The 24,901-nt window shown below is 37.6% G+C and carries 22 protein-coding genes and 5 tRNA genes; 16 read left to right on the top strand and 11 right to left on the bottom strand.

Annotated elements, in window-relative coordinates:
- Positions 1–89 precede the first annotated feature (89 nt).
- Positions 90–1,469, top strand: a complete 1,380-nt coding sequence (locus DRF57_RS04010; RefSeq protein WP_047489838.1) for a tetratricopeptide repeat protein — start codon at positions 90–92, stop codon at positions 1,467–1,469.
- A gap of 194 nt (positions 1,470–1,663) precedes the next feature.
- Here the strand turns inward: DRF57_RS04010 and DRF57_RS04005 are convergent, their stop codons facing one another.
- Genes DRF57_RS04005 through DRF57_RS03995 form a run of 3 tightly spaced genes read right to left on the bottom strand, consistent with a single transcriptional unit; the run spans position 1,664 to position 3,617 of the window.
- Complete coding sequence (locus DRF57_RS04005) at positions 1,664–2,542, bottom strand: DMT family transporter (RefSeq protein WP_047489836.1); 879 nt, start codon at positions 2,540–2,542, stop codon at positions 1,664–1,666.
- On the bottom strand, positions 2,529–3,182 hold the full coding sequence (aat, locus tag DRF57_RS04000) for a leucyl/phenylalanyl-tRNA--protein transferase (RefSeq protein ID WP_115917001.1): 654 nt from the start codon (positions 3,180–3,182) through the stop codon (positions 2,529–2,531). The genes DRF57_RS04005 and aat overlap by 14 nt, the downstream gene beginning before the upstream one ends.
- 57 nt (positions 3,183–3,239) lie before the next feature.
- Positions 3,240–3,617, bottom strand: coding sequence for a DUF3127 domain-containing protein (locus tag DRF57_RS03995; protein ID WP_047490065.1), 378 nt, complete (start codon positions 3,615–3,617; stop codon positions 3,240–3,242).
- Between the two features lie 180 nt (positions 3,618–3,797).
- Between DRF57_RS03995 and DRF57_RS03990 the strand changes: the two genes are divergently transcribed.
- From DRF57_RS03990 to DRF57_RS03970, 5 genes are all read left to right on the top strand, one after another.
- Positions 3,798–3,879: transfer RNA gene (locus tag DRF57_RS03990), tRNA-Leu, on the top strand.
- A 4-nt stretch (positions 3,880–3,883) separates the two neighbouring features.
- Positions 3,884–3,959 (top strand) — tRNA-Gly (locus DRF57_RS03985).
- A gap of 5 nt (positions 3,960–3,964) precedes the next feature.
- A tRNA-Leu gene (locus DRF57_RS03980) sits at positions 3,965–4,048 on the top strand.
- Between the two features lie 121 nt (positions 4,049–4,169).
- Positions 4,170–4,251, top strand: a tRNA-Leu gene (locus tag DRF57_RS03975).
- Between the two features lie 84 nt (positions 4,252–4,335).
- Positions 4,336–4,419 (top strand) — tRNA-Leu (locus tag DRF57_RS03970).
- 42 nt (positions 4,420–4,461) lie between these two features.
- Here the strand turns inward: DRF57_RS03970 and DRF57_RS03965 are convergent.
- Entirely contained in the window at positions 4,462–4,797 is a 336-nt protein-coding gene (locus tag DRF57_RS03965) for a hypothetical protein (protein WP_123863275.1), read from the bottom strand.
- A 34-nt stretch (positions 4,798–4,831) separates the two neighbouring features.
- Complete coding sequence (locus tag DRF57_RS03960) at positions 4,832–5,461, bottom strand: helix-turn-helix domain-containing protein (RefSeq protein ID WP_081989043.1); 630 nt, start codon at positions 5,459–5,461, stop codon at positions 4,832–4,834.
- Positions 5,462–5,627: 166 nt separating this feature from the next.
- Here DRF57_RS03960 and DRF57_RS03955 point away from each other — a divergent pair, with 166 nt between their 5' ends.
- From DRF57_RS03955 to DRF57_RS03945, 3 genes are read left to right on the top strand one after another with little or no spacing between them, the layout of a single operon-like run.
- Positions 5,628–5,993 carry a hypothetical protein gene (locus tag DRF57_RS03955; RefSeq protein ID WP_047489827.1) on the top strand — a complete coding sequence of 122 codons (366 nt, stop codon included), beginning with the start codon at positions 5,628–5,630 and terminating at the stop codon, positions 5,991–5,993.
- Between the two features lie 42 nt (positions 5,994–6,035).
- A complete protein-coding gene (locus tag DRF57_RS03950) occupies positions 6,036–7,451 on the top strand; it encodes an aminotransferase-like domain-containing protein (protein ID WP_047489824.1) in 1,416 nt (471 codons plus the stop codon).
- A 14-nt stretch (positions 7,452–7,465) separates the two neighbouring features.
- On the top strand, positions 7,466–7,957 hold the full coding sequence (locus DRF57_RS03945; protein ID WP_047489821.1) for a GNAT family N-acetyltransferase: 492 nt from the start codon (positions 7,466–7,468) through the stop codon (positions 7,955–7,957).
- A 72-nt stretch (positions 7,958–8,029) separates the two neighbouring features.
- Here the strand turns inward: DRF57_RS03945 and DRF57_RS03940 are convergent, their stop codons facing one another.
- From DRF57_RS03940 to DRF57_RS03915, 6 genes are all read right to left on the bottom strand, one after another.
- On the bottom strand, positions 8,030–9,883 hold the full coding sequence (locus DRF57_RS03940) for an alkaline phosphatase family protein (RefSeq protein WP_047489819.1): 1,854 nt from the start codon (positions 9,881–9,883) through the stop codon (positions 8,030–8,032).
- Between the two features lie 315 nt (positions 9,884–10,198).
- A complete protein-coding gene (locus DRF57_RS03935; protein ID WP_047489816.1) occupies positions 10,199–10,867 on the bottom strand; it encodes an HAD-IA family hydrolase in 669 nt (222 codons plus the stop codon).
- A gap of 7 nt (positions 10,868–10,874) precedes the next feature.
- Entirely contained in the window at positions 10,875–12,029 is a 1,155-nt protein-coding gene (locus DRF57_RS03930; RefSeq protein WP_047489813.1) for a TIGR03364 family FAD-dependent oxidoreductase, read from the bottom strand.
- Positions 12,030–12,040: 11 nt separating this feature from the next.
- On the bottom strand, positions 12,041–13,339 hold the full coding sequence (locus DRF57_RS03925; protein WP_052188634.1) for a DUF5690 family protein: 1,299 nt from the start codon (positions 13,337–13,339) through the stop codon (positions 12,041–12,043).
- A gap of 9 nt (positions 13,340–13,348) precedes the next feature.
- Positions 13,349–16,174 (bottom strand): TonB-dependent receptor, encoded by a 2,826-nt coding sequence (locus DRF57_RS03920; protein ID WP_047489810.1) that lies wholly within the window; start codon positions 16,172–16,174, stop codon positions 13,349–13,351.
- A gap of 481 nt (positions 16,175–16,655) precedes the next feature.
- Positions 16,656–17,225, bottom strand: a complete 570-nt coding sequence (locus DRF57_RS03915; RefSeq protein ID WP_047489807.1) for a helix-turn-helix domain-containing protein — start codon at positions 17,223–17,225, stop codon at positions 16,656–16,658.
- A gap of 180 nt (positions 17,226–17,405) precedes the next feature.
- On the opposite strand from DRF57_RS03915, the gene DRF57_RS03910 reads away from it, so the two are divergent.
- From DRF57_RS03910 to DRF57_RS03880, 7 genes are all read left to right on the top strand, one after another.
- A complete protein-coding gene (locus DRF57_RS03910) occupies positions 17,406–18,113 on the top strand; it encodes a response regulator transcription factor (protein WP_047489805.1) in 708 nt (235 codons plus the stop codon).
- Between the two features lie 3 nt (positions 18,114–18,116).
- Positions 18,117–19,520 carry a sensor histidine kinase gene (locus DRF57_RS03905; RefSeq protein WP_115916999.1) on the top strand — a complete coding sequence of 468 codons (1,404 nt, stop codon included), beginning with the start codon at positions 18,117–18,119 and terminating at the stop codon, positions 19,518–19,520.
- 231 nt (positions 19,521–19,751) lie between these two features.
- A complete protein-coding gene (locus DRF57_RS03900; protein WP_115916997.1) occupies positions 19,752–20,246 on the top strand; it encodes a hypothetical protein in 495 nt (164 codons plus the stop codon).
- Positions 20,247–20,274: 28 nt separating this feature from the next.
- Entirely contained in the window at positions 20,275–21,102 is an 828-nt protein-coding gene (locus DRF57_RS03895; RefSeq protein WP_084086918.1) for a YoaK family protein, read from the top strand.
- A 247-nt stretch (positions 21,103–21,349) separates the two neighbouring features.
- The gene (gene mutL, locus DRF57_RS03890) at positions 21,350–23,143 is read left to right on the top strand and encodes a DNA mismatch repair endonuclease MutL (RefSeq protein WP_047489792.1); all 1,794 of its coding nucleotides are present in this window, start codon (positions 21,350–21,352) and stop codon (positions 23,141–23,143) included.
- 5 nt (positions 23,144–23,148) lie between these two features.
- The gene (locus DRF57_RS03885) at positions 23,149–23,877 is read left to right on the top strand and encodes a rhomboid family intramembrane serine protease (protein ID WP_115916995.1); all 729 of its coding nucleotides are present in this window, start codon (positions 23,149–23,151) and stop codon (positions 23,875–23,877) included.
- A 9-nt stretch (positions 23,878–23,886) separates the two neighbouring features.
- Positions 23,887–24,882 (top strand): endonuclease/exonuclease/phosphatase family protein, encoded by a 996-nt coding sequence (locus DRF57_RS03880; protein ID WP_228450344.1) that lies wholly within the window; start codon positions 23,887–23,889, stop codon positions 24,880–24,882.
- The last annotated feature ends 19 nt before the right edge of the window (positions 24,883–24,901 follow it).

Here is a 24,901-nt window from a genome sequence, read left to right as displayed (position 1 = left end):
TGAATATCAGTTTCAGATGTATCATTAATTAATAAGTTTGCCGAGGTCTGTAAGTACATTCAGGCATTGGACCGACAAAGAGGACACTATTGGAAGAGTATTTTGGAAATGAACTTGTAAAGAAGTTCGAGGAAATGATGGAAAATAATGATGAATTCTACTTTGACACAGAAGAGTTAGAAGACATTATTGTGTATTATTTGGAGCTGGGAGATTTTAATTACGCTGATATGGCGGTCAATTTTGGTCTGAAGCTTCATCCTAATTCTTTAGATATCAAGATTAAAAAACTTGAAATTCTATTGGAGTGGGAAGAATATAATACGGCAAAAGAGCTTATCAATGAGCTGAAAGGTTCCTCTATGGAGCATACAGACTTTTTGGTTTGCTATGCCAAGTATTATTCGAACTTAGGAAATCCTAGAAAATCCATTGAAATTTGTAAACGGGCACTTGAGCTGGGGGAAGAAGAAAACTTCCTTCACAATTTTATTGCAGATGAATATGTGAATCTTGGAGATCCTTTTAACGCTCTTAAACATTACCGGAAAGCATTAAAAGAAGATCCTTCTGATGAATATGCATTAGAAAACTGTATGGTATGCTTCAGTGATTTGAATAAGAGTGAGGAGGCTATTGCCTTTCTTAATGAATATTTAGATGAGTTTTCCTATTCGGAAACCGCATGGTTTGAGTATGGACAATTCTATTTCAACAGAAAGAACTTCGAAGAGGCCATCAAAGGCTATGATTACTTATTGGCAATCAATTCGAGTTCTGTGGGAGTATATGCGAATAAAGCCGCATGTTATGAAGCGTTGGGCCAATACCAGAAATCAATTGAAGTGTATGAGGAAATGCTTGAATTGGAATATACGAAAGCATTTACCTTCTATAAAATCGGATTGTGCCATAAAGCTTTAAAACAGCCAATTTTAGCATTAAATTCATTCCAGAAGTCATTAAGAGAAGACCCTCAGTTTTATCTTGCGATGATGGAGCAGTCTTACCTGTATGAAGAGATGGGAGGAATGTCAGAAGCACTGCATTTTGCCAAAGAAGCAACCCAATTGAATGAAAATAACCTTGATTATCAAAAAAGGTTAGCCTTTTTATTCATCGATTCAGGGAAATTTGAAGAAAGCCTTTCCTGTCTTAAAAAATTAGTAGCGGACGAACCTTCCAGATTTTACAACTGGTATGCATATTCAGAAGTATTAATGCTTTTGGGTGAATATGAAGAAGCGGTTACTGTATTGAATGCTGCTATTAAGAAGCACTACAGGGCTGAATTATTTTATCAGTTAAGCAATTGCTTTTTCAATCTGAAAGAAAAGGATAAAGGGATGGATTCCCTTCAGAAAGCATTAGACCTGGACCCAAGTCTGGCAAAGGATATGCAGAAGAAGTACCCATTCATTAAAGATGAAGTGAAAAAGGTGAAAGCCAGCAAGGTTAAGAAGAATTAAACAGAAAGAATCGGGAATATCCGGTTCAGAATAATTTACATTTAATCTTTAATATAAACAGAAATCCTGCAGCAATGCGGGATTTTTTTATGAGTGGCTGTATTCTTAAATAGGTTTGTTGTAAGGAGTGTTGATAGATTTCCATCCAATCCAGCCTTGGCTTCTGCGTCAGTATACAGATCAAATACTACAAATTACTTTTTAGCATTAGTTCTTAGGAATATCAATCCGGCAATGATTACCCCGGCTCCTATAAACTGCATATAAGTCAGTTGTTCCCCATCTATAATTCCCCAGATAATAGCAACAATAGGCATTACTAAGGTAACTGTAGAAGCAAAAAGGGGAGTAGAGACCTTCAGTAGTCGGTAGTTCATCATCATGGCCAGCCCGGTTCCGAAAACAGATAAAAGGCTGACAAACAATAAACCTAGCATATTGTCCTTTGAAAAAGTGAATTCAGAAAAGAATCCCGTGCTGGTTAAAGCAATAATGGAAGGAAAAAATAAAACAAATGAGAAAACAAATGCTGATAAGACGGTGGAAGAGACTTCCATAAGCTTTGATTTTACGGTGGTCGTACTGACGGCATAGCATAAAGTGGCCAGTAATAACAGCAGAATAGGAATCATTTTTAATTCTCCGCTGTCACCACCTCCAAAAGCCAGAATACAAACTCCCGTGAAGCTTATCAACGTTCCCAGGATCTGTTTTTTGGTGGTTTCAAACTTCCATATCAGCGCACCCACAATAATAACGAAGATAGGCATCATGGAATTGATAATTCCCGCAATACTACTGCTTACTTCTGTTTCTGCAATGGGAAAGAGGAACATAGGAATAAAATTTCCTGTAAAAGCAGCAAGAATAAGCCATTTGATATGCTTTTTCGGGAAAAGTTTATAATTGGAAATGGCAATAGGGAGCAGGATGATACCTGCAATAAGAACTCTTAATGATCCTACCTGAAACGGATTAAAGTGTTCCAGTGATTTTTTTATCAGAATAAATGACGATCCCCAAATAATACTCAGGACAACCAGAAGAATCCATTTTTCTTTATCTGCGTTCATTATTTTCGTGTAAAATTTTTAAAAATTCTTTTTTAGAAATCATACGGGCTCCCAAGCTTTCCAGGTGGTATGTATGAGTCTGACAATCAATTAATTCAATCGTATTTTTATTGCTTTGGGCAAAGTGAATGAATCCTGCTTTTGAGGCATTGCTTACCTTGGCAAACATGCTTTCACCACAAAATAAATTGCCGATCTGTAAGCCGTAAAATCCACCTACAAGCTCTCCATCCTGCCAGACTTCTATGCTTTTGGCGAGTCCATATTCATGAAGCTTAATAAAAGATTCCATCAGTTCGTTAGAAAGCCAGGTTCCGTCCTGTCCTTTTCGGCTGGTTTGCTGACAGTTTTTAATAACTCCCCTGAAATCCCGGTTCTCTGAAAACGTAAAAACATTTCTGTTCAATATCTTCTGCATAGACTTAGATACTTTTATCTCATCAGGAAATAAAACAAACCTCGGATCAGGGCTCCACCATAGAATTTCCTCTCCGGGATTATACCATGGGAAAATCCCCAATTGGTAAGCAAACCATATCCGTTCCACAGAAAGGTCACCTCCAAAGGCAATTAACCCATCCTGACCGTCGTATGTTTCAGGGTCAGGAAATGAAATCTCATTTTCGTCTAATCGAACCATTGTAGAAAAAAAATCCCACTTAAAAAGCAGGATTTATAGTTGATCTTTATTTTTTAATTAAAAAGGTAAATCATCATCGTCATCTCCAGCAAACGGATTCTCGTTAGAAACAGGAGAAGCTGACTGCTGAGACATAGCCTGAGTAGGCTCTGCTCCATTATCAAAAACTTTTTCTATTTTCCATCCTGTAATAGAGTTGAAGTATTTAGTCTCACCTTGAGGAGAAACCCATTCTCTACCTCTGATGTTGATTCCTACCTTTACGTTTTCTCCTTCTTTAAGGTTATCTAATAAACTAATTTTATCAGACAAAAATTCTATGTTTATCGGCTGTGGATACTGTTCTTGAGTTAAAATAACCATTTCTCTTTTTTGAAATCCGCTCGCAAATGTTTGAGCATCAAAAAGTTTCTTTACCGTTCCTTGTAATTCCATATCGTAAATATTAACGATGTAAAAATAAGAAAATGAATCGTAATAATAGCCGCCGGGAAAAAAAAATGTAAAAAAAATATTTTTTTTTCCGGAAAAGTTTGGAGGTAAAGGAAATTGTCCTATATTTGCACTCACAAAAACGAAGCAAGCTCTTTAAAACTTACAATACAAAAAAAACCAGCGGATGTGGTGTAATTGGTAGCCACGCCAGACTTAGGATCTGGTGCCGTGAGGCGTGGGGGTTCGAGTCCCTTCATCCGCACTATGCGAAAATAGCTCAGCTGGTAGAGCACAACCTTGCCAAGGTTGGGGTCGCGGGTTCGAATCCCGTTTTTCGCTCCACACCTGCCCTGGTGGTGGAACTGGTAGACACGCAGGACTTAAAATCCTGTGTTCGTAAGAACGTGCGGGTTCAAGTCCCGCCCGGGGTACAAAACCCTCTGTACTTTGCGACGGAGGGTTTTTTGTTTTTATAGAGACTGTTATGTAATTAAAAGTCTTATATTTGTAAGAAATAGAGATTGTATCTGTGAAAACAGAGCAATGCAACCAGCGGATGTGGTGTAATTGGTAGCCACGCCAGACTTAGGATCTGGTGCCGTGAGGCGTGGGGGTTCGAGTCCCTTCATCCGCACAATGCGAAATACTCAATAGGTTGTCTACAGCCGTTGAAAAGATTGGAACTTCAGGTTTGAATCTTTTTTTTCGCTCCACACCTGCCCTGGTGGTGGAACTGGTAGACACGCAGGACTTAAAATCCTGTGTTCGTAAGAACGTGCGGGTTCAAGTCCCGCCCGGGGTACTAAAACCCTCTGTAATATATTACGGAGGGTTTTTTATTGTATTATTGATAGGGTTTTCCTCTGCAATACCAATCATGAGTGATGATCGTATTTTTTTTATAGATGGTAAGTGGCAATGCTCCCTTTCTTTTTAGTATAACGTCTCCGTAATCTATTTCATCCTCTCCAATACCCCAGTTGTTGTGAACCATAACGCTTGTTCTCTTACTGGTTTCCGGAACATAGCCTTCCAGTTTTATCCATGTAAGATCTACTTTTGATTGGGTAACGAAAATATAATACTCATCAGGATAGTATGCTTTTTTTACTTGATTACAATCTGCTTCTCCACAAGAATAGAAGAAAAGTAAAACTAGTATATAGAAGAGTGCTTTCATAATTTTTAATTCATGATTCAGCTCCATTTCCTCCTCATAATTGCGGTATGTTCCTTTCCAGCTTTTCCAGTCTCTCAAAAATACTCTCAAAAATATTCTTTTCAGCAGTGGAAACATAACCCACAATCTTATAAAGCTCTTGTTTTCCCTTAATAGATTGACTGCTTTCAGAGGTATACTGCAAGCGGCCGTTGGTGTACACTAATAAGCGGCTGTTCAAATCACTTTTCAGATGTGCTTTATTCAGGAATAAAATATCTCCATACTGGTAAGGTGGGAGTACCTGATTTTCAGCCGTAAATTCATACACCCAATCTACTGATGCTAATATTTTTTGCACAACCGTTGTGTTTTCGGAATTGCTTTCCGGTAATGCTTTTGTTTCTTTCATATTCTGCATCGCTGATTCCGGGAAAAGCATCAGCTGATTGATGTCTGAAACATTAGGTAATTGATGTACCTGTACGGCTTCAGTAAGAAGCTCATCTACACTAAGGTTAAAAAGGGTGGCTACTTTCAGTATCGTTTCTATTTTAGGCTCAGCACGGCCTTCTTCATAAGAACTTATTACCCCTCTGTTTAAATCAAATAAATCGGCGAAAGCCTTTTGGCTCAGTCCTTTAGCTTGTCTTATTATCTTTATATTAATTCCGAAAAAACTCAAATTGTCTAATTTTTTTTGCAAAAATAGAGCATTTCGGATAGATGGCGGATAAAAATATTTGCATTTTCAGAATTTAAAGAATATCTGTACCCATAATATTGCATTCTTCTGTATCTGTATCCAAAGTTAAATCCTGCATAATTTTGTTTTATTAAATCATGATATTATGGAAACAACCGTTCAACATCACGAGCAGCTTCAATATGCTGAAGTTTATATTTCAGATATGTTGGCGCTGAAAAACATATTTCTGCAGACCCAGAACACCTCAAAGATAAGTCCGGATTTTGGAGTTCCGTTTTTCCTGGCAAAAAAGGGGGATGAAATTGTTTCATTTGCCAGCCTTATTATGAATCTGAAAGGAGAAATTATCTTTAAAATCTATGATAAAAAGGGGGCTACTGAGGCAGAGAAGAAAAAATTTTCTTTAAAAGTTGAAGCTTATTTTAAAAAGAATACTACGCCCAACTTTCGAAATCCGGAACAGCTAAAAAGCAGCATCAAAAGTATGATTAGCTGGCTGGATTTTTAGTAAAGCATAGATAAAATTGTATTTTTACGTAAAACCCTCACCATGTCTAAAGATGTTTTGTATCTAAAAATAGCCAATGCTGTCACTGAGCAGATTAAAACTGAAACCTTGCAGTTTGGAGACAGGCTGCCATCGTTAAGAAGTGCCCAAAAGTTACATAACGTTAGCTTAAATACTGTAAAACAGGCGTATATGGAGCTTGAGAGCAGGTCTCTGGTGGAATCACGCCCCAAATACGGCTATTATGTAAGCCAGACCTCCCAGCGAAAGCTGGCATTACCTTCTGTTGCAAAAATAAAAGTTTCACAAGGACAAAAAACACCGGAAGATCTTATCGGCAAGGTATTCGGAACCATTGCCGGAACAGATGTTACTCAGTTTGCATTGGGTATTCCCGGGAAAAGCCTTCTTCCTGTAGCTAAAATGAAGAAGTGTATGATCAATGTAATGAAGAAGAGCAGTGATAGCGGGACCAACTATGAGCCGGTACAGGGAAGTGAAAATTTGCGCCGCGAAATAGCGAAATGGGCCATGGTGATGGAAGGGAAGATTACAGAAGATGACCTTGTCATTACCTCCGGAGCAATGAATGGAGTATATAACTGCCTGATGGCAGTTACCCAGCCAGGGGATTCCGTAGCCATTGAAAGTCCTGTATATTTTGGAATACTGCAGGCGATTCACCTGCTGGGACTAAAAGCGGTGGAAATTCCTACCCATCCTATTACCGGAGTGGATCTTGATGCTTTAAAAAAAGTGCTGCCAAAGATTTCGGCATGCTGCTTTGTCGTTAATTATAATAATCCGCTGGGATTTCAGATGCCTGATGAGAACAAGAAAGAGCTGGTAAGGATGCTTACCGAATATAATGTTCCTTTGGTGGAAGATGATGTTTATGGAAACATTTACTTTGGAGCCGGAAGACCGAAGCCCTGTAAATTCTATGATGAGGCCGGAATTGTGATGTGGGTAGGATCTGTTTCTAAAACGCTGGCTCCGGGATATCGTGTGGGCTGGGTAGCGGCAGGGAAATTTAAAGATAAGATTATCCGTCAGAAGCTGGTTCAGACAGTTTCCAGTCCGTCTTTATTTTCAGATGTTATTGCTGATTTCCTTGAACATGGACGGTACGACCATCATTTGAGAATGTTCAGGAAAAAGCTGTATGCCAATTACCTTCAGATCCAAAAGTCTGTTACTCAGTATTTTCCGGATAATACCAAAATTTCTGAACCGAAAGGCGGTTTTATGCTGTGGCTGGAACTAGATCAAAGAATCTGCACGGAAGATCTTTATGATGAAGCATTAAGTCAGAAAATAAATTTTGCTCCCGGTAGAATGTTTTCACAATATAACCAGTATCAGAATTGTATGAGGCTGAATTATGCCCTGGAATGGACAGACCGTGTAGAAAGTGACCTGGAGAAGCTTGGTAAAATGATAAAAAATAAAATTTAATAAACCCTATAGAGATGAATGATATCAATAATGAAGTACAAATTATAGCCTATGAACCTCAATATAAAGAAGCTTTCAGAGCTTTAAACGAAGAATGGATCAGGAATTTCTTTGTGATGGAATCCGGTGACTATAAACTGCTGGATCACCCTGAAGAACATATCCTAGATAAAGGAGGACATATTGCTTTTGCTCTGCTTAATGGAGAGGCGGTGGGAACATGTGCATTAGTAAAGAACAGCGATGAACCCCTTATTTTTGAACTTTCAAAAATGGCAGTGAGCCCGAAAGCGCAAGGAAAAAAAATTGGATATCTGCTGGGAAATACTTTAATAGAAAAAGCTAAAGAATTAAAGGCAGAGAAGGTATTTCTGGAAACCAATTCAATTCTGGTTCCAGCTATAAAACTCTACGAAAAACTTGGATTTAAACATATGCCGGTTACCAATGCGGGATATGACCGTGTGGATGTACAGATGGAATTAGATCTCAAAAACGGATTATAAAAAAAATATTAGAACAAGGATATTTCTATCCGAGTTCTAATATCAAAAAATTAAATCTAATTGCTTTACTGTTTATTTCTTAATGAAAGTCTTTGTCACTGAGTTTTTCCCTTCACTAAATTTAATGAAGTATATTCCGGTTGGAAGGGTTTCAATATTTATTTTTTCATTGTAATATCCATTGGAAGATTTCAAATGAAAAGTTGAAACAAGTGTCCCTTTAGAATCAATGATTTCTACCTTAGATTCTTTATTTTCAGATGGATATCGGATGGTTATACTTGCTGATGCAGGATTGGGGTAAAGGGCAAAATCATTAGTGTTTTTCTTTATTTCTTTATTGGCTAAAACATCGTTTGAACAAACCGGGATTCTGTTTATCCCGTCAATTCCCCATGTGGATTGTACCGGAATACACATCCAGTTCAGTACCGTTGGAAAATGATCTGTTTCTCTTGTTGTTGCGGTGTAATCATAGATCTTAAAACTGCCTGAGGTGTTGGCATTATAAGCAGGAGATCCTGTAATGCTCATATGATTCGCATTGGGACTTGAATCGGTGATGGTATTTCCTGAAACATGATCACACTTCCAGTTGGCCAGCAGCTGAGAATAATAAGGATGTGAAGGGGTAATGTCCTGATTGGCCCAGTTAACGATCACATCGTTCGGAAGAGCGGATTTCCAGATTCTGAGGTCTTTATAGGATGCAGGAAGATTGATTCCATAGGTATTGGTTCCGTCCTGGTTTAATGTTAATGGAAGACCGGAATCAATATTTCCGATGGTATTCATCTTGGCAAAAGTGACCGGAACACCATCTTCATATAAAGTGACAAGGCCGTCTCTATCGAAGCTGGCTGCAATATGCTTCCACTTATTGGTTTCCACTTTTCCTCCTACCAGGTCAATTCTGTTTGTTCCGTCACCGATATTCATTTTAAACGTCTGTCCGGAATATCCTGAAATCACAAGCCCTTTATTTTTTCCGCTAGCCCAGTTTTTATTCCCGATCATGACAGGATCACTGGAATAGGCCGCATTGGGTTTCACCCAAAACTCAATGGTAAAATCCTGGTTTGCACCAAAGTTGAATGGATTCTGGTTGGTTGGTTTGGCATAAGTTCCTGCCGGAAAGCTAAGCTGATTGAACGTTTTATTGGATTCTAAAACCGTTTTACTGATCTGCTGAGGAGTAAATCCTGGATTAGAATACACGGTAAAAATATTTCTCTCAGAAAGGTTCCCTCCGCCATGCGAGCTGTCTACCGCTCCGTGATCCGTTGTTAAAACAACCAGCCAATCTTCGTTTTGATAACCGGCTCTGTTTTTCATAGCATTCACTATCTCGCCGATATATGAATCTGTTGTCTGAATAGAAGATACATATTGGGGAACAGCTGAAGAAAAGCCGTAAGAATGCCCTGCATGGTCTACATCATCAAAATCTACAAACAGAATATCAGGATTGTCATTTTGGAGAGCATTGACCGCCGCATTTTTCACAGCAAGATCTGTTGCCAGGTTAGATTTTACATCTGCATTCTGAATAATTTTGTCATTGATGGGTGCCCAATGTGCCAGGGAAATTGTTCTTAAATTAGGGTTATGGCTTTCTGCTCTTGTCAAAAAGTCAGGATAATTTACATAATTGGGACTGGTAAAATTATTATCCTGCACATTGTGTTTGGTGTGCCAAACACCCGTAAGCATTGTACTCCATCCGTTTCCGCTCCATGTAGTGGCAGCGCAAAGTCCGTCAAGAGAATAAATAGACTGATTGATAAGGTTCTTGATGTTAGGAGTACTGGCAGACATCATGACGTCTGCACGACATCCGTCGATACCGATAAAAAGAACTTTTTTGGTCTGAGCTCCAAGGAAGCAGCTCACAACAACAGCCATTGAGAATAGTTTTGTTTTCATGGGGTAAGGGTTTTAAATAAAAAGTTTACAAATAGTAATTTATTTTTAACTATTGTAAAATTAGTTTACTATTTGTAAACATATGTAAACAGAAAATTAATTAATTGATAAGTAAATAGTTCACAGAAGTTGAAAGTCTACATAAGAAGAAAATCATATACTTTTACAAATAATCAATCGAAGGAATTAAATTCCCTTTCTCTGGAGGGATGTTGGAAATTCAGAGAATTTTTGACGGGTGATGTACTTACTTATTAAAAAACAAACGACACAAAAGAGTTGTGCCATTTGTAAATAAAGTTGAAAAAGAAGTTGTTAAAGAATATGTTCAGCTTCAGAAATTGTATTTAGAATATAATCAGGTTTTGCTTTCTCCAGCTCTGTTCTGTTTTGAGCACCGGAAAGCACTGCGATAGTCAGTCCGCATCCTGCATTTTTTCCTTCTTCAATATCAATCACGGAATCTCCGGCCTTTAGGACCTTTTCGGGCTCCATGATATTGAATTTTTTCATAGCCAGATTGATCATCTCCGGGCTGGGTCTGCTTTCTGAAACATCGTCAGCGGTGATCAGAGCATCAAAATGTATATTTTCTTTCCACTGTAATTTGTCTAAAAGCTGGTGGGCAATTTCAGAGGTGTATCCTGTATTGAGAACCACTTTTTTGTTTTGGGCTTTCATAGTAAGAAGAAAATTTTCTGTACCGTTGATGGGTTTTACATCAAGATTACGGTAAGCCTCCTTTAATTTTTCGGAAAAATTCTCAAAAATAACAGTGGCATCTTCTTCGTTACCATTAATTTCCTTCAGCAGACTTGTAATGGCCTCCAGCTTTTCCATTCCGGCGCAGCTTCTAAGAACTTTTTCCAGGCTCACAGAGTAACCGTGGCTGTTGACAGCCTCTGTTAAGGTTTTATACACTACATTGTCCTCATCAATTGTTGTTCCGGCCATATCCAGAACCAGTAATTCTATATTTTTCATTGAATTTTTATGCGTAAATTTTTTCTATATTAAACTTGGAGAACCCTCCGCTTCCCGTCATTCCTTTTCCTCCGATACCCGTCACAATATGGATATTCGGAGAGGGGCTGTGTTCGAAAATATCTTTCGTCTTGCACTGGGAATACACTCCAAACCATCTTCTCTGAATTTCGTACGTAGGAAGGTCAATTATTTTTTTTGCTTCATGGATCATGAATTCATCAATTTCCATATTGAGATCATATCCAAGGTCATCCGCATTTTTAGCATCTGCATATTCATGAGAGTCTCCAAGAATGATGGAACCGTCAAGAGCCTGCTTAAAGAGAATATGAACACCATATTTCTTCTCAAATGAATGAGGATCTTCCAATGATTTGATTTTTTGGAAAGAAGGACATTCACTGAATGATTCATATCTTCTGACGGAAAGTCCGGTAAGAATATTTCCCTGAAGAGAATAAATTCCCTGGGGTTTGGTTTGCAGCATCTGCAGTTTGCTTACTTCCAGGTCGCTTTCATTGAATACTTTAGGGTATAATGTTTTAAATTCATGTCCCCCGCAGATGATAATCCGGGAAGCAGAAAATTCTGTTCCTTCAGCTGTTACAGCAGTGCATTTCCGATCATCTTCACCGGTTTCAATCACCGTAGTGTTGTAGAAGATCTCCAGACCCATTTTTTCCTGTAAAAGCTTATGAAGTTTTACAATCATATCTGCAGAATCTACAGAAAGCTCCTGGGGAAAGAATAATCCTCCTTTGCAATAATCCGAGCGGAGCCCATCAAACTTCTTGATGCAGTCATTTTTAGATAATAAAACAGATTCATAATCATTGTTTCTGTTGATTTCATAGAGTTCTTCAATAAGCTGAAGCTCTTCAGCATCAGAAGCAATGTATACAGAGCCATTTTGCCTGATAGTAAGGTCTGCCTGAGCATGAAGTTCATTATATATAGCAAGGCTTTCTCTCCCGAAATTCTGCCATTTAAGATCCATTCCGGACGGTACTACCTGTCCAAAGTTTCTTACCGTTGCCCCTTGAGGCAGTGTATTTCTTTCCAGTAAAGCTACTTTCAGATTTTTCTTCAGGGCATGATAGGCATGGAGTGTTCCTAAGATTCCGCCTCCCACAATGAGTAAATCAAATTTTGTTTTCATTTTACTATAATTTATAAGATTTTCGAAGTATCGAAATTGATGTATTGATTAGAATTAGAATTGGGTTTTGCCTTTTTTTTAAAAGCCAAAAAAGCAATAACAGAGAGAATTAAAACGCTGACCGTAATGATATAATTCAGACTGATATAAAAGCTGAGCCATGAAGTCTGTGCAGAACCGAAATTCTTATAGAGTAAGATCAGAACGCTTCCCAAATACCCAAAGGAATCTACCATATAGATCAGAAAGCCTACATTGCCTTTAATATCAAATGCGGCAATCATTCTGTCAAAATAAATTCCATTAAAAGGAATATAGCAGATATACATTCCAAATCCGGAGATTGTCATCCATAAAAACGGAGATAGTGAATTCTGCTGGAAGAGATAGGTGGAAAGCCCCACCGTTAAAATTCCGGCAAAGAGGATATAGTGATAATAAGCAAAAGCCTTTTTGTTGTTTTTAACCTTTACCATGCAGCTTAAAATCAAAAGAACCATGATGGCAATGGGGATTTCCGTCAATGTAAATACAGAACTGTCAAATGTAAAGTGAAGACCGTCCCAGATCTCGCGGTTAAAATTATCTCTGAAATCCCTTAGGACCGTTAAACAGATATAAAGAAAAATTATGCAGACAACAGGGATGAAAAACTGACGGATAAGCTCTTTCCTTTCGTTTCCGTTAAGAGGTTTTCTTTTACTTTTAAGCTGAATATCTTCTTCAGTAGGTTTCGGAATTTTTTCCAGAAGAATTCCTGAAATAAGTAAAGGGACAATAAAAATCAGCCCGGCAGAAAAAGGCATCCAGAATTCTGAAATAGCAAAAGTATCCATCAAAAACTTTCCTACAGACTTTGTAAACCCTGAAGAAACCACAAAGCTTGAGCACAGAAATAATCCGATAATTTCAGTTGTTTTACGGCCTTCTATATAGGAAAAAACAATACCCCAGATCATTCCCAGCGGAATACCATTGAGAAACATGAAAAGGATATTATAGGGAGCAGGAATGACTGCGAACCCTAATAATGATAATTCTGCGATGGCAATAAAGGAAAATAAATAGCGCAGTCTTTTCACCGGTTTTAATTCGGAAATGAATTTAATTCCAATAAATTTCGAAATGAAATACCCTACAGCCTGTGCAATGATGATCAGGATCTTATAATCTACTCCGAAGTAGGATAGTCCTTCGAAAGAGGCTACGGTAAAAGGTTTTCTGAAACCGTACATGCAGAAGTAAACACCAAAAGCGGCAAAAGCAGCTTTCAGTGTTACCAGTGTTTTAGGATTGATTGTTCTGGCCATTATTTGGGTTTAGAAGTTCAGTTTTATTCCAAGGTTACATCTTACCCCATAATATTCCACCTGTTCAGGACGGTCTTCATTTTGTCCGAAATGATAGATCAGAGGTTTATTGAGGATGTTATTGATATCCGCATACAGACTCAGATGTTTAGTAAACTGGTAAGAACCTCCGAAGTCCAGGCTGCTGTATTTACCATAATAAGAGTCATTAGTATCGTCTTCAGCATATTCTACAGCGTACTTTCCTTTATAATTATAAGCAAGCCTTGCATTGAAGCCTTTTTTCTCAAAGAAGAGTTGTACGTTATAGAGTTCTTTGGCCTGATAAGGAAGTTTTACCTTTCTTCCGCTTGGCTTCTCCATTTCTGAGGTCATAAAAGTTGCATTCACCTGGGCTCCAAAATACTGAAGGAAGCCCGGAAGGAAATCAAACCTCTTGTTGATCCCAAGTTCAATACCTCCCAGCCATGCAGCATTTCCATTGTTTGGAGCTGTAAACTGGACACCATTGATCCCGTTATAATTTCCAATGAATGAATCCTGGAAAATAGGATCTGTAATGGATTTATAGAAAACACCACCGCTCAGGATCCCTACATTGGAGAAATAATATTCTCCCATCAGGTCAAAGTTTAATGAATATGTTGGATTAAGGTTGGGATTTCCTCCCTTGAATTCATTATCTGCTTCACTATACGTTCCTCCCGGCGTAAGGTCTCCGAAGTTAGGTCTGGAGAAAGTTCTTGTGGCAGCAAAACGAAGATTCGTTTTATCGTTTAATGTATACTTTACGTGGATCATGGGAAGAACTGCCAGGTAATTTTTAGTATTTTCAACAGGGGTCAGTACATCATCGATCACGCTATAGCCCTTTACCTTGGTATTGGTGTTGGAAAATCTTATTCCTCCTAAAACGGTAATCTTATCATTCACTTTATAGGTTGCCATTCCAAATGCATCGGCATGTTTCTCCAGAACATCAAAGTTTCTTCCTAACGCTTTATTATATTCTAAAGCCTCGGAATCAGCGGTGTTGATTTTCAGGTTTTTTTGATTGTCAAACCAGAACTGATTCATTCCTGAGGTAGAAAGTACCGGACCGAAAGTGTTTCCGATGTGTGCATTCATTTCACTGAGATACTTGGTTCCGTTCGGTTGTGAAGTAATGAATTGAGAATAATCTGATAAAAGAGGAGCTGCTCCGCCGTTCCAGGTATAAAAAATATCTGAAAACCTTGCATTACGTTCTTTATCCCTGTACTTAAAACCATATTTCAGGGTCAGTTTATCAGAAGCATTAATCTCATGGTTAAAGGCTGCAACAATCTTGTCTTTTTCCTGAACAAAGACTTTGTAAAATTCAAGGTCTGTAAATTTCATTTGTGAAGCATCCATTTTAAAATTAGGATCGCTGTAGAAACCAAATAAGGCATCAGGATTTTTGTAATCCAATTTTCCACCATCGGCTTTCCAGTAGGCTCTTGGACCATTCCCATGATCAGAAATATAATCAGGATTGATTCCTACTCCGGATTGGGTATACTTGATGACATAATAAGAATTGTTCTGCTTGTCAGGGATATTCCCATACTTGAACTGATTGTCGTAATAAGAAAGATCCCAGTCGATTTTTCCTTTATTTAAATTATGAATTCCCCCTAATGATACAGAGGTAAGCTCTGTGATCAGTAAGTTGTGGATATTCTGAAGTTCTACTCTTGCCGTATTATTGGTACTGCTGAATTTGTCAAAGCGAACCCTGTGTTTATAATGTGTTTCATCATCAGACAAGGTTCCGTACATTCCTTTTACGTAGATGGTATTTTTTGGGGAAAGAACATATTCAAAGGCAGCATTAATTCCGGTTGTCTTCCTTACTCCGTTGTAATCGCGAAGCTCCATTCTGAAGACCCCTTCGTCACCACTTCTTCTCGCTTCAAAATTGTCAGTAGACCAGTTTCTGATGAAATGGGCAAAATTGAATAAGTATCCGAATTTTTTATCCTTTGTTCTTCCGCCATACAAAAGGCCGATATTATAAACTCCTTTATCCGCTTTGGCATTATAACCGCTTCCCAATGTTGCTTTAAACTCTGTTTTCATGGGAGGAGTTTTGGTAATGAAATTAACACCCCCGCCAATTCCATCTGCTTCCATATCCGGAGTAAATGACTTATTGACATGTACATAAGAGATCAGCTCTGTGGGGAAAAAGTCAAATGCCGTAGCTCTGGAGGTTGTTTCTTCCTCTGCGGTGGGAAGCCTGTTTCCGTTGATGGTCGTGGAAGCCCAGAAGGGAGGAAGTCCTCTTAATGAAACAAATCTTCCCTCTCCCTGGTCTCTTTCAATAGAGACTCCCTGTACGCGCTGTACGGTTTCTGCAGCATTTCTATCCGGAAGTTTTCCAATTCCGTCTGATGCAATGACATTGGTGATATTGATGGCATTTTTCTGAAGATTTAAAGCTCTTGCTTCCGTATTTTTCAAAGTGCCGGTAACCACAACTTCATCAATATTTTTTCGGGGCTGAGAAAGTATAACAGTTCCTAAATCTACAGTTTGATCAGGCTTTAGTGTAATAATGATATCTGCTGTTTCATATCCTATGTACGTAATTTGTAAACTGTACTGACCTTCTTTAATATCATTGATCGTAAATTTTCCATCAATATCAGTCGTTATATTTTTAGATAAACCTTTTATTTTAACAGTGGCGCCGGGAAGGGGCTGGTTGTTATCAAGAACAGTTCCTATAATAAGCTGCTTTTGTGCTGAAACAGAAGTGACGATACAGACAAAAGCAAGGGTTAGTAATTTCTCTAAATTTGTTCTCATTTTTACATATATTAAATTTTTTATGCAAATCACGCTAATAATTTTAATATATATAAATATTTGATATTAAGTATTGTTTAATAAATCAAGGCTGTTTGTTACTTCTATTTTACCTTAAAAATATTTGTATAAAAGAATATTTTGATTTAATTTTTATATTAAATTGTTTATTTTAAGGTATTTATGAGGCTGTTTTGATGTTTTTATTTAATTTTTTAATGGAGTGTGGGAAGGGCGTTTTTGATTAACATTACGTTCATTTTATCCAAAATAAGAAAACTAAAAGTTTACAAATAGTAAACTTTTGCTTGTCAACTTTAGAAGTTGAAAGAACAAAACGGAGAATGGGTTAGGGTACAAGCTTATATAACCTCGGAAGAAAATGGAGGATGGGATGTAAAGAGAAAGCATTTCCACCTTCACTTCTTTACAATATCAGAAACAGAAGATAAGGTTTTGTGCTATATGAAGTTGTGAAAATCTATGCAGTATAAAAATAAAGAACCAGCATTACGCAGCTTTCATTGCTGATGCTTACGGGTACATGTGGAAACTTTCCGTTAAAATATAAAGAATCACCTTCTTTTAAAATGATTTCTTCATTATCAATAACATATTTTACTTCTCCTTTCAGGACGAATTTGAACTCCCAGGCATCTGTGATCACCTTTTCTCTTTTAGAATTAGGTTCAAGAGTCAGCAATACCGCTTCAAAGCCTAAAGAATGAAGACTTTTACTGAAGATATGCATGTATTTAAAACCTTCAGCTTCCACTTCTTTTTCTATGAGCTGCTGGCTTTCTTTCGGCACGTAAATGAATTTTGCATGGGATTTTTTCTCTACCCCTTCAAAGAAATAGCTTGCATCAATTTCCAAAGACTGGATGAGGTCAAGTAACACCGGAAGAGAAGGTATTGTTCTGCCGTTCTCGATTCTGGAAACAAGACCATTGCTTACATTGGCTTTGAATGCCAGTTCATTAATGGTTAAATTATTCTTTTTTCTAATATCCTTTAATCGCTTACCGATACCTATTAAAAAGTCATTCATGCTGTATTCAATTTAACCTGGAATTATTTTTCGTCATTATATGAAAAGCAAAGGTAGTATTATTCTATATAGGTTGGATAAGGAAGAAGCTCAATTCATTTAAAATTATTATTGAGGACAGAAGAGCAATTTTGTTCATCCCAAAATTTGCCTATTTTTGTAAAACTCGTTATTTCATTTATGAAAAAAATTATTCTTATCGAAGACGAAACCAGTGTGGTGTCTTTTATTAAAAAGGGACTTCAGGAAAACGGATATGAAATTTCTGTCGCTTTTGACGGGCGTACCGGAGTACAGCTGGTTCAGGCAAATGATTTCGATTTGGTGATTTTAGATATTATGCTTCCGGAAATGAATGGGCTGGATGTCTGTAAGGAGATCCGGAAAACCAATCAGAGCGTTCCTATTCTGTTTTTAACGGCATTGGGGACTTCTGAAAATATTGTGCTGGGGTTAGAAAGCGGAGGAGATGATTATCTGGTAAAGCCGTTTAAATTCATTGAGTTGGTAGCCCGTGTGAAATCTCTGTTAAGAAGAAGCAATAACAACGGACCGCAGGAGACGGTTGAGCCGGAACCGGATAGTGAGCATGTTTTTCAGTTTTCTGATCTTATCGTGAACGACTATACAAAAAAAGTGACCCGTGGAGGGGAGGAAATTACGCTTACCTCTACTGAGTATAAATTATTACTCTATTTCCTTACGAATCCCGAAAAGGTGATCTCAAGAGCGGAAATTCTGGATGCGGTATGGGGTGTTAATTATGAGCTGGGAACCAATGTGGTAGATGTCTATGTCAATTATTTAAGGAAGAAACTGGACAGCCAGGATGATAATAAGTTGATTCATACAGTAATAGGAATGGGGTACGTCCTGAAAAAATCTTAGTGAATGTTTAATAAAGTGATCACAAATCAGACCAAAACAATGGTGCTTTTAATGTTGGTTTTTACTGTCATTATATTGCTTTTCAGTGGCTTGGTTTATTTTTCGATCGTTAATTTTTCACATCAGAGATTTTATGAGCTGCTGAAGATCCGTACAGCAACCATTGTACAGATAGAAAAAAGCAAAGACCATCTAGACCTTCCGGAGAATTATGTCCTGAGTAGCCTGAATGATGAAGAGCTTCCTATGGAAAAGGATTATGTTTTTGCTGTCCCTACAGATTCCAATTTCAAGAAGATATCCCAGGAAGTTCATATTCCATCTTATTTTTTTAAAAATATTATCAAGCAGGGGGAGGCTAATTATAATGATAAGGAATTCTATTATATCGGGCAGACTTTCAGATATGACGATAAAGACTATATCGCTATTGCTTCTGCCAAGAACCATTATGTAGTCTATTATCTTGGTTTTTTAAAAAGAACACTGCTTACCTGTATTGTGCTTTCTTTATTCTTCAGTATGATCTTCTCTTTTTACTTATCTAAGACATTGTTCAGACCGATCTTAAAAATTACAGGAAAAGTAAAAGAAATAAGCTCTGAAAACCTTCATTTAAGATTGGAGTCTCAACCGGACAATAAGGAACTGAATGAACTGGTAGATACCTTCAATGATATGCTCAACCGCATTGAGACCTCTTTTGAGACCCAGAACCATCTGATTGGCAATGTCTCCCATGAACTGAGAACTCCACTTACTTCCATTATGGGAGAGGCGGATGTAGCTCTTTCCATCAACAGATCAGCAGAAGAATATAAAGAAACGCTGGAAATTATCCTGGATGAAGCCGAAAAACTGGATAAAAAGATCAAAGCTTTATTAATGATCGCCCAAACCGGGTTTGATGGCAAGATCCAGAAAATGGATAAGGTAAGAATTGACCAGCTGCTGTGGGATGTGATTGAAACGCTAAGAAGAATAGATTCCAGGAATAATATCTATCTCGATATCAGTATGCTCCCTGATAATCCTAAAAAACTGAAAGTACAGGGGAATGAGCAGTTGCTGCATCTTGCAGTGGCCAATATCATCAGTAATGGCTGTAAATATTCTAATTTCCAGCAGGTAAAAGTCTCCTTAGGAGCCACGGATACAGATGTCTATATCATTGTAAAGGATAATGGAATCGGGATTCCGGAGGTAGAAATGAATAAAATCTACGATCCGTTCTTCAGGGCTTCCAATACCAACAATTATGAAGGCTATGGAATTGGGCTTCCATTGGCGAGAAATATCGTAAGAATGCATCACGGTGAATTGATTGTAAGCTCGCACGAAAATCAGGGAACTACGGTTCAGATACGTTTCCCTAATTTCTACAGCACACAGCAGGAGGGCGCTTAATCCCTAAAATTATTCAAAGTATACAGGTTGGTTAAATAATAGGTTGAATATCACTTATTTATGTAAGATTGCTGTTTTATTTTTTCCCCACATTAATTTCTCTTAACAATTTTCTAATCTCATTTTAATCTCTTTAATCACATTTTAATTCCGTTCCAAAGGTCTTCTAATTTGGTCGTTCTAGTTTTGTATCATCAAAAAAGATAAACACAAAACAAAATAATAAAGAACATGACTAAAACAATTTTAATTGCAACGGATTACTCTCTTGAGTCATTAAACATATTGAAAAAAGTGCTGAAAGAGAAAGAAGCCTCGGAAGATCAAAACCAATATGATATCCTGCTTACATCAGGATATGATTCCGGGGATTCTATCAGAGATCTTTTATTCAATACCAAGACATCTATTTTCAATAAGATCAGGCCGGCAGAATTTTGCGATGCTTATGGGATCGTGAAGAATAAATATCCTCATCTGGTCAATAAAATCATTTGTGATGTTTTTACAGGAAGCTTTCAGAGAACATTCAATCAGTACGTGAACGCAGAGAATATAGAAGAAGCTTATTATTCTTCGTCTATTAAGAGCAAGGGTAAAGGAAAGTTTGATCTTATTCCTTATATCAAGAATTGCAAAGACCTGAAGTCTCATGAAATTGCCGTTGAGGTTAGAGAAAGGCTTCCGGAAAGAGGAAGGCTTGCAGAGATCTTTGTAGAGGTCTAAAATAAACACAAACTAAAAAAATAAAAAAATGTTAAGAAATTATAGTAACAGCAGGACACTGGGGGATAATATCAGATTGGGGACGCTGACTGCATTTACAGCAGGTACTATAAATATAGCATCCCTATTAATATTTCTCTCTTTTACATCGAATGTAACGGGACATTACGCTGTGCTGGCAGCAGAAATCAGTAAGGCAAACTGGGCGCAGGTTGGAGTCGTAGCCGGATGGATCTTTTTGTTCTTCTTCGGAAGCTTTCTATCCAATTTTATTGTCATCAATTTCAATAAAAAAAGTAAGTATTTTGCCCATTCCATGCCTATTGTATTGGAGATTATATGTCTTCTCTTCGTAGGTGTATACGGACAGTTTTATTATCAGAAAACACTGGAAGAAACAGAATATCTGGTGGCATTGATGCTTTTTGCTACAGGGCTTCAAAATGGTTTGACGGCCAGTATCTCAAACTTTTCAGTAAAAACAACCCACCTTACCGGAACAACTACCGACCTGGGAATCCTGGTTTCTATGTTTACTCAAAAAAAATACAGAAAAAACGGGGAGCTGATCGGAAGGGCAAAATTACTCTTGAGTATTATGATTGCCTATGTATTGGGAGCGGTATTCTCGGGACTTACCTATTATTATCTGGAATTCAGGGTGTTTTATGTTATCAGCCTGTGTCTTTTAATCGTGATCGGATATGATGCATATAAAATTCATGTAAGACATTTTAATACCAAGTACAGATATAACAGGATTTATAAAAAACCCAACCTTCTGGCTTATCTGTATGAGAAGATCCACGGGATTCCAGGAAGAGAAAAGAAAAGAAAGCTCGCTTTTGAAGACTGAATGTGGAATGATAAATAAATATCACTATTAATTTTTTTTGTATAAACTAGCTGTGAATCAATCCTCTATTTGTGTAAAAACAATAGGGGATTGTTCTATTCAAAAAACCGCTGTAGTGAATGGTTTGAGGCTCAGTCTTTAAAATGCTGCATTGTTGAAATGTTGATAATTAAATATTAATTCCCTCTTTTAATGTTTTAATTCCCAATTTCATTGTCTATTTTTGTAAGTTGATTTACGTTTTTTTATGTCAGATATTATTCAACTTTTACCGGATCATGTAGCTAATCAGATTGCAGCAGGAGAAGTGGTGCAGAGGCCTGCATCCATTGTGAAGGAGCTTTTGGAGAACGCTATTGATGCAGATGCTTCAAAGGTCGAACTGATTCTCAGGGATGCCGGGAAGAACCTGATACAAGTAGTGGATGACGGAAAAGGAATGTCTGAAACAGATGCCAGAATGGCGTTTGAAAGACATGCCACATCCAAAATCAGGGGAACGGAAGATATCTTTAAGATCGCTACAAAAGGATTTCGGGGGGAAGCATTGGCTTCTATTGCCGCGGTTTCTCAGGTTGAGCTAAGAACAAAACAGAAAAACGCATCCATTGGAACCAATATTTACCTTGAAGGTGGCGTTTTCCAATTTCAGGACCCGATACAAACGGCAGACGGATCGAATTTTCTGGTAAAAAATCTATTCTACAACGTTCCTGCCAGAAGAAAATTTCTGAAAAATAATAATATTGAATTCAGACACGTAATCGATGAATTTCAACGTGTTGCATTGGCACATGAAGGCTTGGAATTCTCATTATTCCATGATGATGAACCGGTTTTCAAACTCAGAAAGGGAAGCCAGATGCAGCGTATTGTAGATATTTTCGGAAGAAAACTGCAGCCCCAGCTGATTCCTATCAAAGAAGATATTATCTGGTGTAAGCTTCACGGATTTGTAGCGAAACCGGAAGGCGCCAAGAAAAACAGAGGAGAACAGTTCCTTTTTGTGAATGGAAGGTATTTCAAAAGCCCTTACTTCAATAAGGCCGTTCAGGAAGCTTTTGAAGGATTGCTTTTACCGGGATATGTACCTTCATTTTTCCTTTATCTGGAGCTTGATCCTGAAAAAATAGATGTTAATATCCATCCACAGAAAACCGAGGTGAAGTTTGAAGATGAGCATCTTATTTTTGCTTTACTTCGTTCCACGATAAAAAGATCTTTAGGGATTTATAATGTTTCTCCAAGTCTTGATTTTGACAGAGATCCGGATTTAGACGAAATGATGAATAAGCCTATTCCCAGTAAAGGGAACGGTGGCGGCGGAGTGATAAAAATGCCTGAAATTATTGTTGATAAAGACTATAATCCGTTTTTGGAGGAGAAAAATATAGTGCTTCCGGAGGAGATTCAGAATCTTACAGAAATGTACAGCCAGAATATCACGGCAGAACCTTCCAAAATCAATTTATTTGAAGATGAAGATTTCGATGAAGATCTGATGAGGCTCCCGAACGGATACTGGGTTTTCAATAAAGGTGATATGACTCTGATGCTGGATCTTGGAAGAATGCACAGGCTTGTGGTTTCTGAAAATAATAATAAATCAACATCAAAGAAATCCAATACCAACAGTCATGCCCTCCTGTTTTCTCTGGAGTACCACATGAACGAAATAGAAAAGAATAAATATAATTCTATCAAAAAATATCTTCCGGAACTCGGGTTTGACATGAAAATTGCTCATGAAAGTGTACTGAGAATAGATTCACTTCCCGAAGGGCTGAAAGAAACACAGGCTATGAAGTTTCTGGAGAACCTTTTTGAGATCCTGGAATATAAGACAGAAGAAGAATTCATGCAGTATTATCAAAACCAATGGGCTAAAATGCACTCGAAGTCAAGATTCGACTTCCTTTATAAAAAAGATGCAGAACAGCTCATCAAAGATTTTACCGCATTAGGATTCCCTGAGTTTTTACCGGACGGAAAAAGATGTTTCTATGAAGTTCCGTTTAATGATTTTAAAAACAAATTTTAAAAAAGATGTTTAACAATATACCACCGATTACAAGAAATCTTATCATTATTAATGTGATAGTATATGCTGTAACGTACTTTATGGGAAATCAGGTGATTGGCTATCTTGCCGGTTTTTATCCGTTTTCTCCTTTTTTCCATTCATGGCAGATCATTACCCATATGTTTATGCACGGAAGTATTATGCACATTTTGTTTAATATGTTCACCCTGTATAGCTTCGGTCCTATTCTGGAGCAGACATTAGGAGATAAAAAATATTTGATACTATACTTTTTGAGTGGCCTTGGGGCTTTTTTCCTCTTTAATTTATGGAATTTTGTAGAAGTTCAACAGATTTCCGGTGAATTGCAGCAGTTGGGTTTCAATGTGAATTCATATTTGTCCGGTGCCAGTGTTGAATTTGCAGGAGGTGTAGATACTATTGCCAGACAAAAAGAATTATTGGGAAGCCTGAAAGGTATTGTAGCCACTCCTATGGTGGGGGCTTCTGGTGCAATTTTTGGAGTTGTAGCTGCTTTTGCCACTTTATATCCTGATTCAAAGATTATGATGATGTTTATTCCTGTTCCTATGAAAGTTAAATACCTAATGCCGATTGTTATTATCGTTTCGGTATATCTGGGTGTTTCAGGAAATGGAGGAGGTATTGCCCATTTAGCTCACGTTGGAGGTGCTTTGGTAGGGTGGCTGCTGGCGAGAAGCTGGAGAAAACATTTATACAGATTTAACTAAAGCTGCTTTGTGAAAATTTTTCGACTTATCATCCTGATTCTGCACCTGGGAATTCTGTTCCTTTTACTGGGTTCTTTACTGAATGCATATGTTCCGCCTAGGATATTTCCATGGTTTAATTTGCTTTCATTAGGATTTCCTATTCTGATGATTGTTTATATTCTGATGACTGTTTTTTGGATATTCAGCTGGAAGAAGAGAGCCTTTGTGTTCATGCTGGTAGGATTGATTTTTATTAATCCAGTCAAAAGAATCATTAATTTTTCTTCTGATAAAAAAGAGAAGGCAGCTATTAAAATAGTTTCCTTTAATGTGAAAGGGGGAATTATGGGGAAAGAGGAGATCGGAAAGTATTTAAAATCTCAGGAAGCTGATGTGATACTCTTACAGGAAGGCAGAGGTGGTGACTTTCCGTACCTTGAAGAGTATAAGAGAGTGAATTTTTCCGGAGTGGGAACAATCCTTACTCAACATAAAGTCTTGAATACTAAAGAGCTGGATTTTCCTGAAAAAAGTGAAATCCCACCGGCTGTGCAGGCTGATATCGAGATAAAAGGAAAAGTATACCGGTTTATTGATGTTTATCTTCATCCTTTTAAGTTTGAAAGAGAGATGGTAACCCTTAACGGGAATTCTGATGCCAATGAGCAAAAGATGAAAGATATTGTAAAAAGACTTATTCCTACTTTTAAAATTCACCAAAAGCAGATTGAGCTTATTAAAAATGCTGTTGAAAGTTCTCCATATCCCGTTATCCTGGCTGGAGATTTTAATTCGGTTCCCAATTCTTATGAATATTATCATTTATCATCAGGACTTGAAGATGCATTTCTGAGTGCCGGAAAAGGAAGCGCCACCAGTTTCCACGATTATAAATTTCCTATAAGAATTGATTACATTTTTTCTTCTCCATCCGTGAAGGCTGTTTCCTATGTGGTAGACCGTTCTGTCAGTTTTTCAGATCATTATCCTGTCATTTCTGAGTTTTCTTCAGGCAGTAAATAATCATAAAAAAAGTTAAAAT

Source organism: Chryseobacterium rhizosphaerae (assembly GCF_003385455.1).
Classification (GTDB): Bacteria; Bacteroidota; Bacteroidia; order Flavobacteriales; family Weeksellaceae; genus Chryseobacterium; species Chryseobacterium rhizosphaerae.
This window is presented reverse-complemented; position numbering and strand designations above follow the sequence as displayed.

What these genes read in the sequence shown, in the direction of transcription:
- DRF57_RS03885 (WP_115916995.1), top strand. Translation starts at nt 23,149, where the DNA reads ATGTTTAACAATATACCACCGATTACAAGAAATCTTATCATTATTAAT.
- DRF57_RS03920 (WP_047489810.1), bottom strand. Translation starts at nt 16,174, where the DNA reads ATGAGAACAAATTTAGAGAAATTACTAACCCTTGCTTTTGTCTGTATC.
- mutL (WP_047489792.1), top strand. Translation starts at nt 21,350, where the DNA reads ATGTCAGATATTATTCAACTTTTACCGGATCATGTAGCTAATCAGATT.
- DRF57_RS03905 (WP_115916999.1), top strand. Translation starts at nt 18,117, where the DNA reads ATGTTTAATAAAGTGATCACAAATCAGACCAAAACAATGGTGCTTTTA.
- DRF57_RS03910 (WP_047489805.1), top strand. Translation starts at nt 17,406, where the DNA reads ATGAAAAAAATTATTCTTATCGAAGACGAAACCAGTGTGGTGTCTTTT.
- DRF57_RS03925 (WP_052188634.1), bottom strand. Translation starts at nt 13,339, where the DNA reads ATGGCCAGAACAATCAATCCTAAAACACTGGTAACACTGAAAGCTGCT.
- DRF57_RS03995 (WP_047490065.1), bottom strand. Translation starts at nt 3,617, where the DNA reads ATGGAATTACAAGGAACGGTAAAGAAACTTTTTGATGCTCAAACATTT.
- DRF57_RS03955 (WP_047489827.1), top strand. Translation starts at nt 5,628, where the DNA reads ATGGAAACAACCGTTCAACATCACGAGCAGCTTCAATATGCTGAAGTT.
- DRF57_RS03965 (WP_123863275.1), bottom strand. Translation starts at nt 4,797, where the DNA reads ATGAAAGCACTCTTCTATATACTAGTTTTACTTTTCTTCTATTCTTGT.
- DRF57_RS03935 (WP_047489816.1), bottom strand. Translation starts at nt 10,867, where the DNA reads ATGAAAAATATAGAATTACTGGTTCTGGATATGGCCGGAACAACAATT.
- DRF57_RS03950 (WP_047489824.1), top strand. Translation starts at nt 6,036, where the DNA reads ATGTCTAAAGATGTTTTGTATCTAAAAATAGCCAATGCTGTCACTGAG.
- DRF57_RS03915 (WP_047489807.1), bottom strand. Translation starts at nt 17,225, where the DNA reads ATGAATGACTTTTTAATAGGTATCGGTAAGCGATTAAAGGATATTAGA.
- DRF57_RS03895 (WP_084086918.1), top strand. Translation starts at nt 20,275, where the DNA reads ATGTTAAGAAATTATAGTAACAGCAGGACACTGGGGGATAATATCAGA.
- DRF57_RS03945 (WP_047489821.1), top strand. Translation starts at nt 7,466, where the DNA reads ATGAATGATATCAATAATGAAGTACAAATTATAGCCTATGAACCTCAA.
- DRF57_RS04005 (WP_047489836.1), bottom strand. Translation starts at nt 2,542, where the DNA reads ATGAACGCAGATAAAGAAAAATGGATTCTTCTGGTTGTCCTGAGTATT.
- DRF57_RS03900 (WP_115916997.1), top strand. Translation starts at nt 19,752, where the DNA reads ATGACTAAAACAATTTTAATTGCAACGGATTACTCTCTTGAGTCATTA.
- DRF57_RS03940 (WP_047489819.1), bottom strand. Translation starts at nt 9,883, where the DNA reads ATGAAAACAAAACTATTCTCAATGGCTGTTGTTGTGAGCTGCTTCCTT.
- DRF57_RS03930 (WP_047489813.1), bottom strand. Translation starts at nt 12,029, where the DNA reads ATGAAAACAAAATTTGATTTACTCATTGTGGGAGGCGGAATCTTAGGA.
- aat (WP_115917001.1), bottom strand. Translation starts at nt 3,182, where the DNA reads ATGGTTCGATTAGACGAAAATGAGATTTCATTTCCTGACCCTGAAACA.